Below are 12,824 nucleotides of genomic sequence, written 5' to 3'. Positions count from 1 at the left end.
CGAACCATTGCCGACCAAGTTCGGCAGCGGGAGAACGCCATGATGCGGATAATTGCGGCGCTGTTTATCGGCGTGATTGCGGGCTCGCCCGCGCCGGCGGCCGATGTGGTCAATGTCGCCAATGTCTCGCGCACATTGTTCAGCCTGCCGTTCTGGGTCGCGCAGCAGCGCGGATTCCTGAAAGCGGAAGGCCTCGAAACCACCAGCAGCATCCTCGACAATGCCGAGAAGATCAACGCGGCGCTGCGCGCGGGCACAATGCAGATCGCGATGGGCACGCCGGAAGCGGTGATGATCGACGGCTATGCCGGCGGCACGCTGCGCCTGATTGCCGGCAACACCGGCAAGCTGCCGCACTTCATTATTGCGCGGCCGCATATCAAAACGCTCAAGGATCTGCGCGGCGCTAACTTCGGCATCCTGTCGGAAAAGGAAGGCTCGACTTATGTGGTGCAAGACATCGCCAAGGCGATCGGCCTGACGCCGGCCGACTACACAATGACGGTGGTCGGGGGCGCGCCGACTCGCTGGAAGCTTTTGCAAGCCGGCAAGATCGACGTCGGATTGCAGCCCTTCCCGCTGAGCTACATCGCCGAGGATGCCGGCTTCACCAATCTCGGCTCGGTGATCCCGTTCGTGCCGGAGTGGCAGTTCACCACCATCAATGCCGACATGGCCTGGGCAACCAAAAACCGCGACGTGGTGGTGCGCTTCCTGCGGGCGGTGCAACGCGGCCGCGACTTCATGCGCAGCAATCCGCAGGACACCGCCGAAATCGCCGCGCGGGAACTTCAGACCACGGTGGCGCTCGCATCCCGCGCCATGGGCGATGCCGACAAGCTCGCGATCCTCGATCCAAACTTGGCGCTGACCGAGCCCGGCCTGCGCAAGGTGTTCTCGACCCTGCAACTGGCCGGCGATATCGCGGCGGGCGAACGGTTCGACCTCGCGCGCTTTACCGATCTGAGCTTCTGGAGGGCCAGCCGGGAGAAGAAGTGAGGCTCACCTTTAACTCGCCGCCGCCTCGGTCTCCGCCATCAGCCATTCGAGATAGGGCTGGTCGACGCTTTCCAGCGGGATCACGATGATCGCCGGTACCGCATAAGAGTGCATTTCCTTGATCGCGGTCGCGGCCCGTTCGGACAATGCGGCACGGGTCTTAACGATCATCACCGCCTCCTCACCCCGTTCGATTTCGCCCTGCCACCAGTAGAACGACACCATGCCGGGCAATATGTTAACGCAGGCGCATAGCCGCCGTTCGACCAGCGCACGGCCGGCCTCCTCCGCCTCGACAATGGATGGATAGGTCGTATAGACGAACACTGCGCGGTCCGTGTTCATGCATCCCCTCCGCCAAAGGCGCTTAAAGAAGCCCGCAACCCCAATTCCGGCCCCCAATGAGCCCTAGATCAAGCCGTAAGCCAAGCCCCCGCCCGGCCGCAAAAGCCGCCTATGAGCGGATCGCCGTGGTGGCGAGCCCGGTCGCGGAAGCCAAGGAAGCCGAAAAGCAGCTGCGCCAGAAATATGGCATCGTCAAACCCGAGGACGCGGATGTGATTGTCGCGCTCGGCGGCGACGGATTGATGCTTGAGACTCTGCGCCGCTTCATGCGCTCGGGCCAGCCGATCTACGGCATGCATCGCGGCACTGTCGGATTCCTGATGAACGATTTCCGCGTCGACAAGCTGCACGAGCGGCTGGCCGCCGCGCAGCAGACCGTCATCCATCCCTTGCTGATGCGCGCGCGCGACGCGCGCGGCAAAACTCACGAACATCACGCGTTCAATGAAGTCTCGCTGTTCCGCCAATCTCACCAAGCCGCCAAGCTGCGCATCCTGGTGGACGGCAAGGAACGGCTGGCCGAACTGGTCGCGGACGGCGTGCTGTTGGCGACCCCGGCCGGCTCGACCGCCTACAACCTCTCCGCCCAGGGCCCGATCATTCCGATCGATGCGCCGCTGCTCGCGCTTACGCCGATCAGCCCGTTCCGGCCACGACGCTGGCACGGCGCACTATTGCCCGACCGCGCGAAGGTGCGTGTGGAGGTCGGCGGCGCCGACCGGCGGCCGGTCGCCGCCGTCGCCGATCACGACGAAGTGCGCGACGTGCGTTCGGTCGATATCCAGATGGATCACTCGATCGGGATGACCGTTCTGTTCGATCCCGGCCACAGCCTGGATGAGCGGATCCTGCGCGAGCAGTTTCAATATTGAATGGCAGTTTCGTCCCGGACGCGGCGCAGCATCATATGCCGCGCCACGTCCCGGACCCATACATCGCCTAATTCGCCGCCAGCGCGGCCTGGTTCTCCGCCTGTTTGGCGACGGTGCCGTGACCGCCGGCAATGGTCGCATCGGTGATGTTGTATTTGCGCAGCGCATTGCCGACCGCCACGGTGTTCGGGTTGCGCGCAATCGGCCCGCGCGGCGAGATCAGATCGGTCACCCAGACGATGTTCCCTTGCACCACATGCCCGATCAGCATGCCGTCGGAATGCGGATTCGGAATATTGTGCAGGTTGAGCTGGATGGTGCCGTCCTTGAGCGTCATGGTCTCGGCAACTTCGACGATGGTCGCCGGCCGTGGCTGCTTTTGCAACGCATCCGGCGAAACCGTCTGCGGCGCCTTCACCACCTGTTCGAAATAAGCCTTGACCGGCGCCGGCACGATCACGGTCGCGCCCTCCGCCACATAGGTCCGCATGCCGCCGGTGTGGTCCATGTGATGATGGGTCAGCACCAGATGGCTGATCGGCTTGCCGGGATATTTCTTCTTGGCAGCGTCGATCACCCAACGCGATTGGCCCTCGTTCACCGGCGCGTCGAAGATCACAATGCCGTCGCGCATGGCGACGATCAGATTATTGGCGGAACCGCCGACCACATGCTGCACATTGGGCGCAAGCTCGACCAGCTTGAAGCCGCCGCCGGGCGGGAAATAGACGTTGTCGCTGTCAAGCAGCCGGCCGAGGAACATGCGCCGCAGCACCCATTGATAGGGCACATCGGCGCTGGCCGAAGCGAGCGCGGCGGTCCGCAGCTTCTCGGGAACCTCAAACGTCGATGCGGCGATCGCCTGGTTCACCGCGACCTCTTGGTAGGTCAGTCTCTGCACGTCCCGGCCGCCGAGACGAAACGACAGCGTATGCGCGATCCGCGCGCCGCCGACCGATTTCCAATCGCCCAGCACCATGTCGTAATCGGAATCGCCGTAGATGTGGTCGGCGTCGCGGGTGCGCACCGCCGCCGGCAGCTTGCTGGCGCGGTCGAACAGAATGACGTAACGCGCCTGCCCATCGTTGAATGCGACCGCCGGATGCGACTGCTCGCCCAGCCGTTGATCGGCGATGGCGGAAACATCCTTCGGATTTTCCAGCGCCCGCAGCAGCAACACCGGCGAGGCGCGGCCGTGTTCGCGATGATGCGCGGCAAGCCGGAGGCCCGACATCGGCCGCGTGCCATCCTTATCGGTCACGACGCCGTAAGTCGGATGCACGATCTCGCTGAATTGCAGCCGTTCGACCACGACATATTTCATGTCGCGATCCCAATCGGCGCGGCTAATGCGATTGGCAAGATCGATGCTGAGCGCAATGGTCGAGTCGCCGATAAAGCGCGTCTCGCCGCCGGCCCGCACCGACTGGCCGGGCTCCCAATGTTGCGCAGTGGCCTTGATGGTGAGCGTCTTCAGGGCGCGCAACGCATCGACGCCGCCTTGCGCGGCAACCGCCTGCTGGACGAGTTCGGTCGGCGACTGCGCACTGGCCGGCTGGACCGCCGCCAACAGCAACAAGGCCGCGAATGGCACTGCATTTCTCATGGGTTCCTCCCTTGCTTGCGGACTGAATTGATCTCCCGGTGGTTCCCGGCCAGCCGCATTGGAAACGAGCCTAGCACTGCAAGGCTCGCCGCGCACCGGCCTTGCCTCGCCAACCAATCGCAACCCGGGGGTGGCACTAAGTGTTTGATTAGTAACGAGCTCCAGCCACCATGCTTAACCCTTCATTAACGACGCGTTCCTACCATGGGCCATCGTAAAGATCCGGCCGCGCCGGAGTCGTGGGTGTGACCCGTGCTCGGCATCGATTTCGGCAAACTGCGCATTTTGATCGTCGACGATAACCCGCATATGCGGCGCATTTTGCGTACGCTGTTGAACAGCCTGGGCGTGCGCGAAGTCTACGAGGCCGAAGACGGCGCCTCGGGGCTTGAGGCATTCAACCATTATGCGCCAGACGTTATCCTTGTCGATTGGGCGATGCCGATCCTTGACGGCCTTGAGCTCACGCAAATGATCCGGCAGCAGGACGGCAACGACAATCCGTTCGTCCCGATCGTCATGCTGACCAGCCATTCAGAGCGCAGCCGCGTCATGACGGCGCGCGATGCGGGCGTCACTGAATTCATGGTCAAGCCGGTGTCGCCGAAGTCGCTCTACCTGCGTCTTCTCAACATCGTCGCAAATCCGCGGCCGTTCATCAAAACCGCCGGCTATTTCGGTCCCGACCGGCGACGCAACACCCAGTCAAATTATGCCGGGACGGAACGCCGCCGCGGCGGCAAGGCGAATGCCGTCCGACAGTCCAAGCTTGGCGACAAGGTCAGTGTTTAGAACCGAAGGATCGGTGTCATTGCCATGAGCAAAAACAAACGCAATAAGCCATCGGTCGCCACTTACGGCGATTATGAAATGATCACGCCGCCCAATACTTTGCGGGAGGCGTTGATCAACCTGCCGGATGGCGACGACCCGGTGGCGCGCGCCGAAGCGGCGCTTTCGATGCTTTCAGACGACTATGCGTCCTGGATGGAGACGGAGTGCACCCGGCTCGACACGGCGCGGCGGAACATCAGGGCCAAAGGCATCGACAAAGCGCGGCGTGATGCGCTGTTTCATGCCGCCCATGACATCCGGGGCCAAGCGGCGACCTTGCGCTATCCGCTTGCCGCCGCCGGTGCCGATAGCCTGTGCCGCCTGGTCGAGCACACGCCCGACGTCAGCCGCATTCCGATCGCGTTGATCGACCAGCATGTCGACGCCATTCGCGCCATCGTCCGCGAATATGCCCGTCCCGACATTGCGCAAATTGCGGCCGCGCTGAACAAGCGCCTGCGTCTGGTGACCGACGAATTCCTGGCGCACGAAAACAAGAATCGGCCGGATGTTCTGGCCAACATCCTCGCCCCGGGCATCACGCCGACGGAATAGCCGCCAAACTTGCAGCCGCCGAAGGAACACGCAGGAAAAGTTTAAGCCGCAAGCCGTTCGCTAAAATAGCGATCGGACCGATCCTGCTCGGACACCGCCAATTCGGAATCGTTCTGCTCGGAGACGGCTTGTTCGGCGACGACCTGGTCCGAACCATCCGGCCCGCAGGCGACCTGCTGATCGTCGCTCCGGCCGAAGCCCGCATGTTCAAGATAGAGCGGCTGGACGCTATGGTCCGCCACCATTTCGTTGCAAAGCATGCGCGCCTCTTCACGCGCGGCCTCGGCGACAAAGCGGCGTAGCAGCAGCAGCAACGGCGCGACATCGCCGATTGAATCGTCGGCGCAGCGCGTCAGGACGCGCTCGACCATGCTCCGGCGCAACCGTGTCGCACCGTCGGCATCGCCAACGAACCCGCCCTCCCGCATGGAATCGACCGCCTCGCGGAACGCGGTATAGGTCGAGGCTGGCAGCCCGGCCCGATCGTACAGCGCACGAAAGCCGCTGCCGCGCCGATCGTGCAGCAACGCGCTCACGCGCCGCAGCGGCATCGCGGCAAGTTCCGCCAGCGCCTGCTCGAATAGCGCGACATTGCCCGACAGCAATGCCCGCAAGATCAGACCGGCGGTCAATTGGCCGCTCTTGCGCAGATGCTGGATCAGCAAGGGCACCTCGTTCGCGGGCGTAATCGCCGCGAGCGTCACCGTCGCCTTTTCGCACGCCTCCCTCGCGACACGCTGGGCGCGATCACCCCCAAGCCAGGCCTGCGCCACCGCGAATTCGGCCAGCGCTTCCGACAATTTCGCCAGCAGCAATTGGCGGGTCGCGACCGGCAAATCCTCACGCGCCAGCATGGCTTCGCGGATGGCCGCAAGATGGCCGTGGCGCTCGACCATGCGATCGAACGAGAAAGCGACGATCTCGGCGCTGCCATTCTCGATCAGCACCAGGCAGGCCTCGGCGGAACCAACCTCGGCGATAGCGGCGGCAACCGCGCACGGCAAGTCGGCGCGGCGCGCAATGGCGGATTGGGTATCGGATTGCCCGGTGGCGACCGCATCGACCAGATCGGCATCCATCAAGAGCGGCGAATGCTCAAGCACCCAGCTCGCGATCTCCGGCTGATCCGCCGCGAGCCCGAGGATCACCGGCGGCGGCGACTGATCGCTGAACGCCAGCGCCCGCGCCAAGGCCTCGCGCACCGATGGCTCGGGGTCGTCGAGCTGCATGATCAGCGCGCTCTCGCTCGCGGCGCGATCGCCGTCCGACAGATCGGAGTAGAGATAAACGCGGGCCAGTACAGCGGTCGCTTCGGCCCGCTCGGCAGGTCCGGCGGTGCGGAGCCAATGAAGGAAATGGCGAACGATCATACTCAAAGCCACCATTACGTACCGCCGCGCGGCACCGATTACGGCTCACTCTAGCCCGCGATGTTTAACAAAGCGTTCACCATAAATCTTCGGAATGATTGAAGGATCGTTAATCTCCGGGCCGCCGGAAGACCGGCTCAGGTCAGGCCGCCTCCGCTGAACAAGCGGCGCACGTCGGGACGCGAATCGCGGAACAGATCGAGCGGTTCGCCGTTGTTGACCGGCGAGACGACGCGCTGGGGCGGCGCGACATCGCGCTGAGGCGGCGCGCTCGCGGTCTCCGGTGCGGCGCCCGACGGCACCGGCACACTCCACAAGGCCGAAACCACCGGCGACACCGCGCCGCGGCTTTCGGCGTCCTGAAACATCGATCGAAATGCCGGCTCGGCGGCGCGTGCAACCGGTGGCGGCGCAGCCGCGACGGCGAACGCTTGCGCGGTTCCGGCGGTGTCGGGCGCTGGCGCAACCGCGCGCGATGGCGGCGCGTTCGACGCAATCATGCTCGCGCCCGGCACCACACTGGCGCGCGCCACCGCATAGCGGCGATTGAGTTCGGCATAGACCCCGGCGACACTGCGCGCACCGCCCTGCCGGTCATAGAAGATCGAGCGGTTGGCGCGCGCCGCGGCCGGAAACAGGCTTGCAGCATCGGCCTGCGGGCGATCGCGGGCGGCATTGATGAGTTGCGCCGCGCCGCCGGCGCCGAAGAAATGCGCCATATAGAGTTCGCCGTCGGTCGGCTGCCGCCCGATTCGCGGGCCAAGGATCTCGGCGTTGCGCTTGGTGAAGGCGCCCGCCATGGCGGCATTGGCCGACGAATCGCGGCGCAATTGCAGAATTTCTTCCCGCAGTCTGGGGTCCGCCACCTCAAAACGCCCGGACGCGTTACGCGAGATCGCATCGGAATACTGGCCGAAGCCCAAGGCCCGGCCGGCGCCCTTCATCATGCCGAGCCAGGTCTGTTCAATGAATTGGAACAGGCCGGTCGCGCTCGAGCTCCGGGACTGGATCTTGGGGTTGAAGTTCGACTCGACCTTGGCGGTGGCCAGCAGATATTCGAAACTCGTGCCGGTCGCCTGGGACGCCTGCTGGATCGCGCCGGCAACGCCCGGGCTCGGCTGACCTTGCGCGGTCTGCCGGGCGGCGACGGGAGGTTGCGGGACGACTGACATGCAGGCTCGATTGATGGGGGCTCGATTGGACGCCCAATCAACGCCCGTGGCGCCTGCCACGAGTCCTGCTAAATCTCGACCATTATGGTAAACGAGACCTTAACACCGACGAGGATGCCATGACCGCCAAGCCCGACCCCCTGGTTCGCCGCCACCCGCGCGGCGGCATCTATTTCGATGATTTCATAGTCGGCCACCTCTACGAGCATCCGCTGCGCCGCACCGTGACGCAGATGGACAACATGCTGTTCTCCAATATGACGCTCAACCCGCAGCCGCTGCATATCGACCGGCACTTCTGCGAAACCGAGACCGAATGGGGCCAGCCGTTGATGAACTCGCTGTTCACGCTCGGCCTGATGATCGGCATTCAGGTCGCCGACATGACGGTCGGCACTACCATCGCCAATCTCGGCATGACCGACGTGAAGTTTCCGCACCCGCTGTTCGAAGGCGACACCGTTCATGTCACCACCGAAGTCCTGGGCAAGCGCGAATCGAATTCGCGGCCCGGCGCCGGCATCGTCGAATTCCTGCACCGCGCTTATAATCAGAACGACAAACTGGTCGCCGAATGCCATCGCCAGGTATTCATGCGGCTGCGGCCGCGCTGATGACAATCCCGATGCGCTCCCTGCTGTTCGTGCCTGCCGACGGCGGCTCCAAGCTCGACAAGGCGTTTGCCAGCGGCGCCGACGCGATGATTATCGACCTTGAGGATTCGATCGCGCCGGAGCGCAAGGACGCCGCGCGCGCCAGCGCCGCGGCATTCCTCATGCAAGCGGTGGCGCGGCCCAAGCGCCCGCGCCTGTTGGTGCGCGTCAACGGCATCACCACCGGGCTGATCGACGCCGACCTCGACGCCATCGTGCCGGCTAAGCCCGACGCTATCTTGCTGCCCAAGGCGGAAGGCGGCGCTTCGGTGATTCATGCCGACGCCAAGCTGACAGCGCGCGAGGCGATCGCCGGCCTGGACGACGGCCATGTCAAGATTTTGGCGCAGGCGATCGAAACCGCCGCCGGCCTGTTTCTGGCCGGAACCTTTCACGGCGCGAGCGCCCGGCTGATCGGCCTGACCTGGGGGCCCGAGGACCTCTCCGCCGAACTCGGCGCCGAGGCCAACCGCGACCGCGACGGCTCACTCACCGCGCCCTATCAACTGGCGCGTTCGCTCTGCCTTTATGGCGCCGCCGCCGCGCAGACCCCGGCGATCGAGACGATCTATGCCGACTTCCGCAATCTCGATGACTTGCGCCGCGACACCGAGCTGGCGCGCCGCGACGGTTTTGTCGGGCGGCTGGCGATCCATCCGGCGCAGGTCGCGGCGATCAACGAGGTGTTCACGCCGAGCGCCGACGCGCTCGCCAAGGCGCGCGCCATCGTCGCGGCATTCGCAGCGGCGCCCGGATCCGGCGCGGTCGCGATCGACGGCGTGATGTATGACCGGCCGCATCTGGCCCGCGCCCAGCAGACGCTGGCGCGGGCGGGGGCGACGTAGCGGACTTACTTCTTACCGTACACCGTCTTCGGGTCGAACGCCTTATCGGCGTCGCGGAATGTCAGTGTCGCGGCGCCGGGCTTGCGCAATTCGACCGCGCGGTAGAAGCACGAACGCCGGCCAGTATGACAGGCGCCGGGGCCGCCCTGCTCGACCTTGATCCACACCGCGTCTTGGTCGCAGTCGACCCGCATTTCGATCACGCGCTGGCCGTGGCCGGAGCTTTCGCCCTTGCGCCAGAGCGTTTTGCGCGAGCGGCTGTAGTACCAAGCCTCGCCGCTGTCGACCGTGCGCCGCAGCGCCTCGGCATTCATATGCGCGACCATCAAAACATCGCCGGTGAGGGCGTCGGTCGCGACACAGGTCACGAGCCCGTCACCGTCGAATTTGGGGGCAAACGCCAAGCCCTCTTCAACCGCCTCGGTCGCGCCGCGCGGCGCAAATGTCGATGGCTCAGCCAAGCATTGCCTCACACAGCGGATTAGCGGTCGGACCCGCGCACCATGGTGATGAAACGCACCTGCTCGTCCGGATTGTCCCGGAAGCTGCCGAAGAACTGCGTGGTGATGGTCGAGGAGCCCGGCTTCTCGACGCCACGCACCGACATGCACATGTGCTCGGCTTCAAGCATCACGGCGACGCCGCGCGGATTGAGGATTTCCTCAATCGCGGTGGCGATCTGCCAAGTCATGTGCTCCTGGGTTTGCAGGCGATGGGCGTAGACGTCCACCAGCCGCGCCAGCTTGGACAGGCCGACCACCCGCTCCACCGGCTTATAGGCAATATGCGCGCGGCCCATGAACGGCATCATGTGATGTTCGCAATGGGAGCTGAAGTCGATATCGCGCACCAGCACCAGGTCGTCATAGGCGCCGATCTCGCTGAAGGTGCGATCGAGCACATCGGCGGGCACCTCGCGGTAACCGCGGTAGAGTTCCTCATAGGCGTCGACCACGCGCTTGGGGGTATCGAGCAGCCCTTCCCGATCCGGATGGTCGCCGGCAAATGCAATCAGCGTGCGCACCGCGGCTTGCGCTTCCTCGCGGGAGGGGCGCGGCGATGGCGCCGGCGGCGCCTGGCGGACATGATCGGCGGTGGCAGCCTTGCGCAAAGGCTCAACGACAGCGTCCATGACGGTCTCTCCGTTCGACCGGCCACGAATCGAGGCCGGGGGTGTCACCGGGCGGCCGCATCAGTATTAGGCACTTTCGGGCTTTTGACCCATGCGCCTGGACTGGACGCCGCATTCACAAAATACATAGCTTCCTAGCTCGCTTCGCTTCCCTGACAGCTTCGCTTCCTAGATAACCTCACCTTTGGCCCCGCGATTGGGCGGGACCGGAGCCAGAACGGTGGCTTCGCACCGGCCGACAAGCTCTCTATATATTGTATCACAAGCGCGGCGCAATCGGGCTGCCGGCGCCAGGAACCGCTGACCGCAGGCATGCTCAACGAAGTCTACAATCACCGAATCATCGAACTGGCCGGCAATATCCCCCGCCTCGGCCGGCTCGCCCAGCCCGACGCCAGCGCCACCGCCCATTCCAAACTGTGCGGCTCGACGGTGACGATCGACCTCAAAATGACCGGCGACCAGGTCACCGACTTCGCCCATGAGGTCAAGGCCTGCGCGCTCGGCCAAGCCTCCTCGTCAATCATGGCGCGCAACATTATCGGCGCCAAGGCCGCGGAATTGCGCAATCTGCGCGACGCGGTGCGCAAGATGCTCAAGGAAAACGGCGCCCCGCCCGCCACCGGCCGCTGGACCGATATCGCGGTGCTCGAACCGGTGCGCGATTACAAAGCGCGCCATGCCTCGACCCTGCTGACCTTCGACGCGGTGGTCGACGCCATCGGCCAGATCGAAGCCAAGCGCCGTGCCGGCTAAGCCCGCGCCGACGGTCACGCGCTTGTCGTCCTTTGCACAACCGCCTATGCCGGAACATCGGTTGCGAGAATCGCCATTGTGAACCCGCCCCGCGAACGCATGTTCAACGTGCCCGGCGTCGTCTTGGCGCTCGGGCTGCTGCTGCTTTGCATCCACCTCGTATTGGATTTTGTGCTGACCGATGCGCAGGCCGAGCAAGTGTTGCGGCTGTTTGCATTCTCGCCGCAGCGCTACGCCGCCAATGCGCCGGCCTGGCTACCGGCCTGGTGGGGCCCACAATTCTGGAGCGTGGTCAGCTACGCGTTCTTGCACGCCGATTTCAACCACCTGATTCTCAATCTGGTGTGGCTTTTGGCATTCGGCCCGCCGCTCGCGCGCCGGTTTGGATCGGCGCGCTTCCTCGCATTCTGCGCGGCGACCGCCGCGGCCGGCGCCGCCGCTCATTTCGTCACCCACATCGGCGCGCTCGCGCCGATGATCGGCGCCTCAGCGGCGGTCTCCGGCACCATGGCGGCCGCCATGCGCTTTGTATTTCAGCGCGGCGGCCCGCTTGGCCTGTTGGGCAGCGGCGAAACGGAATCCTACCATGTGCCGGCCGCGCCGCTCGTCGCGATCCTGCGCGATCCGCGCATTGTCGCGTTTCTCGCGGTATGGTTTGGCATCAACATCATCTTCGGCATGGGCGTGGTCGTGCTGCCCGGGTCGGAAGGAACCGTCGCCTGGCAGGCGCATATCGGCGGTTTCCTTGCCGGCCTTCTGGGATTTTCCTGGTTCGATCCGGTGCGCCCGGCGGAGCCGCCGCAACCGCCGATCGCGGCCGATCATCCCACACTGCACTGATTCGCTCTGCTGCTCCGTTTTCATCGTATTTTTGCCACGGTACCGGCACGTCAGGGCGATCCCCGCGTAAGCCTTGATTAAGACACGGATTTCTTTTGTCATTGCGGCATGTTGACGTGGCGTCAAAGAACAGCTGTCATTGTCGCACCTCATTGCTAACGTGATTGCTGAACGTCATTGTTAAACGTCATTGGCCGGCGCTCCGCGCGGGCGGAGATAGTGACCGGTCACAGGGAGACGACCCATGACCGTCAAGACAATACTGTCCACCAAAGGCAACAACGTCGTCACGATCGAGCCGACGGCCACGCTGGAACAGGCAATCGCAATGCTTGCGCAACACCGCATCGGCGCTCTGGTCGTTACCGGCGCCGAGCGTTGCGTCATCGGCATTCTGTCGGAACGCGATGTGGTCCGCGCGATGTGGACGCGCGGCGCCGCTGCGTTCAAAGAACCGCTGTCGCAAACCATGACGCGCGAAGTGGTCATCTGCGTCGAAACCGACGCCATCAACGACATCATGGAGCGGATGTCGGATGGCCGCTTCCGCCACATCCCTGTGGTGGCGCAAAACCGCCTGGTCGGCATCGTCTCGATCGGCGACGTGGTCAAGCAGCGGCTGAGCGAAATGCAAAGCGAGTCCGAAGCGCTGCGCGACTACATCCAGACCGCATAGCCGCCCCCCGCGTGTCGCTGACGCTCACGCGGGCTACCGCCTCAAAACCCGTAGATGGGGTAACGGGCCCTCGCCAAGCAAGCCGCTTGCTCGCTACAGCGCTGTGTGGGGCGCGCTCGCTCGCGGCTTGCATGGTGAGGCGGTCGTCCCTCAAACTGATGGTGTCAAA

The 12,824-nt window shown here is 64.5% G+C and carries 15 protein-coding genes; 9 read left to right on the top strand and 6 right to left on the bottom strand.

Going from position 1 to position 12,824, the window contains the following annotated elements; all coding sequences use genetic code 11:
• The first annotated feature begins 39 nt into the window (after nt 1–39).
• Nucleotides 40–999 carry an ABC transporter substrate-binding protein gene (locus Q0D31_RS19515; protein ID WP_291854655.1) on the top strand — a complete coding sequence of 320 codons (960 nt, stop codon included), beginning with the start codon at nt 40–42 and terminating at the stop codon, nt 997–999.
• A gap of 9 nt (nt 1,000–1,008) precedes the next feature.
• Here Q0D31_RS19515 and cutA read toward each other — a convergent pair whose 3' ends face one another.
• Complete coding sequence (gene cutA, locus Q0D31_RS19510; protein WP_291854650.1) at nt 1,009–1,344, bottom strand: divalent-cation tolerance protein CutA; 336 nt, start codon at nt 1,342–1,344, stop codon at nt 1,009–1,011.
• 56 nt (nt 1,345–1,400) lie between these two features.
• On the opposite strand from cutA, the gene Q0D31_RS19505 reads away from it, so the two are divergent.
• Nucleotides 1,401–2,216, top strand: a complete 816-nt coding sequence (locus Q0D31_RS19505; protein WP_291854646.1) for an NAD kinase — start codon at nt 1,401–1,403, stop codon at nt 2,214–2,216.
• A 67-nt stretch (nt 2,217–2,283) separates the two neighbouring features.
• Here the strand turns inward: Q0D31_RS19505 and Q0D31_RS19500 are convergent, their stop codons facing one another.
• Entirely contained in the window at nt 2,284–3,822 is a 1,539-nt protein-coding gene (locus Q0D31_RS19500; RefSeq protein ID WP_291854643.1) for an MBL fold metallo-hydrolase, read from the bottom strand.
• 252 nt (nt 3,823–4,074) lie between these two features.
• On the opposite strand from Q0D31_RS19500, the gene Q0D31_RS19495 reads away from it, so the two are divergent.
• Together Q0D31_RS19495 and Q0D31_RS19490 are read left to right on the top strand one after the other, a co-directional pair.
• A complete protein-coding gene (locus Q0D31_RS19495; protein ID WP_291854640.1) occupies nt 4,075–4,614 on the top strand; it encodes a response regulator in 540 nt (179 codons plus the stop codon).
• A 24-nt stretch (nt 4,615–4,638) separates the two neighbouring features.
• On the top strand, nt 4,639–5,211 hold the full coding sequence (locus Q0D31_RS19490) for an Hpt domain-containing protein (protein ID WP_291854637.1): 573 nt from the start codon (nt 4,639–4,641) through the stop codon (nt 5,209–5,211).
• A gap of 41 nt (nt 5,212–5,252) precedes the next feature.
• Here Q0D31_RS19490 and Q0D31_RS19485 read toward each other — a convergent pair whose 3' ends face one another.
• Both Q0D31_RS19485 and Q0D31_RS19480 read right to left on the bottom strand, forming a co-directional pair.
• Nucleotides 5,253–6,581 carry a DUF2336 domain-containing protein gene (locus tag Q0D31_RS19485; RefSeq protein ID WP_291854634.1) on the bottom strand — a complete coding sequence of 443 codons (1,329 nt, stop codon included), beginning with the start codon at nt 6,579–6,581 and terminating at the stop codon, nt 5,253–5,255.
• Between the two features lie 137 nt (nt 6,582–6,718).
• Entirely contained in the window at nt 6,719–7,753 is a 1,035-nt protein-coding gene (locus Q0D31_RS19480) for a transglycosylase SLT domain-containing protein (protein ID WP_291854631.1), read from the bottom strand.
• A gap of 119 nt (nt 7,754–7,872) precedes the next feature.
• Between Q0D31_RS19480 and Q0D31_RS19475 the strand changes: the two genes are divergently transcribed.
• The gene (locus Q0D31_RS19475; protein WP_291854628.1) at nt 7,873–8,367 is read left to right on the top strand and encodes a MaoC family dehydratase; all 495 of its coding nucleotides are present in this window, start codon (nt 7,873–7,875) and stop codon (nt 8,365–8,367) included.
• A gap of 11 nt (nt 8,368–8,378) precedes the next feature.
• On the top strand, nt 8,379–9,251 hold the full coding sequence (locus Q0D31_RS19470; RefSeq protein ID WP_291854625.1) for a CoA ester lyase: 873 nt from the start codon (nt 8,379–8,381) through the stop codon (nt 9,249–9,251).
• A gap of 5 nt (nt 9,252–9,256) precedes the next feature.
• Here Q0D31_RS19470 and hisI read toward each other — a convergent pair whose 3' ends face one another.
• Both hisI and folE read right to left on the bottom strand, forming a co-directional pair.
• Nucleotides 9,257–9,712, bottom strand: coding sequence for a phosphoribosyl-AMP cyclohydrolase (gene hisI, locus Q0D31_RS19465; protein ID WP_291854622.1), 456 nt, complete (start codon nt 9,710–9,712; stop codon nt 9,257–9,259).
• Between the two features lie 20 nt (nt 9,713–9,732).
• Complete coding sequence (folE, locus tag Q0D31_RS19460; RefSeq protein WP_291854617.1) at nt 9,733–10,383, bottom strand: GTP cyclohydrolase I FolE; 651 nt, start codon at nt 10,381–10,383, stop codon at nt 9,733–9,735.
• 312 nt (nt 10,384–10,695) lie between these two features.
• On the opposite strand from folE, the gene Q0D31_RS19455 reads away from it, so the two are divergent.
• From Q0D31_RS19455 to Q0D31_RS19445, 3 genes are all read left to right on the top strand, one after another.
• Nucleotides 10,696–11,139 (top strand): iron-sulfur cluster assembly scaffold protein, encoded by a 444-nt coding sequence (locus Q0D31_RS19455; protein ID WP_291854614.1) that lies wholly within the window; start codon nt 10,696–10,698, stop codon nt 11,137–11,139.
• A gap of 78 nt (nt 11,140–11,217) precedes the next feature.
• Nucleotides 11,218–11,979: a rhomboid family intramembrane serine protease gene (locus Q0D31_RS19450; RefSeq protein WP_291854611.1), complete on the top strand. Its 762-nt coding sequence runs from the start codon at nt 11,218–11,220 to the stop codon at nt 11,977–11,979.
• A 244-nt stretch (nt 11,980–12,223) separates the two neighbouring features.
• The gene (locus Q0D31_RS19445) at nt 12,224–12,655 is read left to right on the top strand and encodes a CBS domain-containing protein (protein WP_291854608.1); all 432 of its coding nucleotides are present in this window, start codon (nt 12,224–12,226) and stop codon (nt 12,653–12,655) included.
• Nucleotides 12,656–12,824 lie beyond the last annotated feature (169 nt).

Origin of the sequence: Bradyrhizobium sp. (genome assembly GCF_022844465.1) — a bacterium.
GTDB lineage: Bacteria > Pseudomonadota > Alphaproteobacteria > Rhizobiales > Xanthobacteraceae > Bradyrhizobium.
This window is presented reverse-complemented; position numbering and strand designations above follow the sequence as displayed.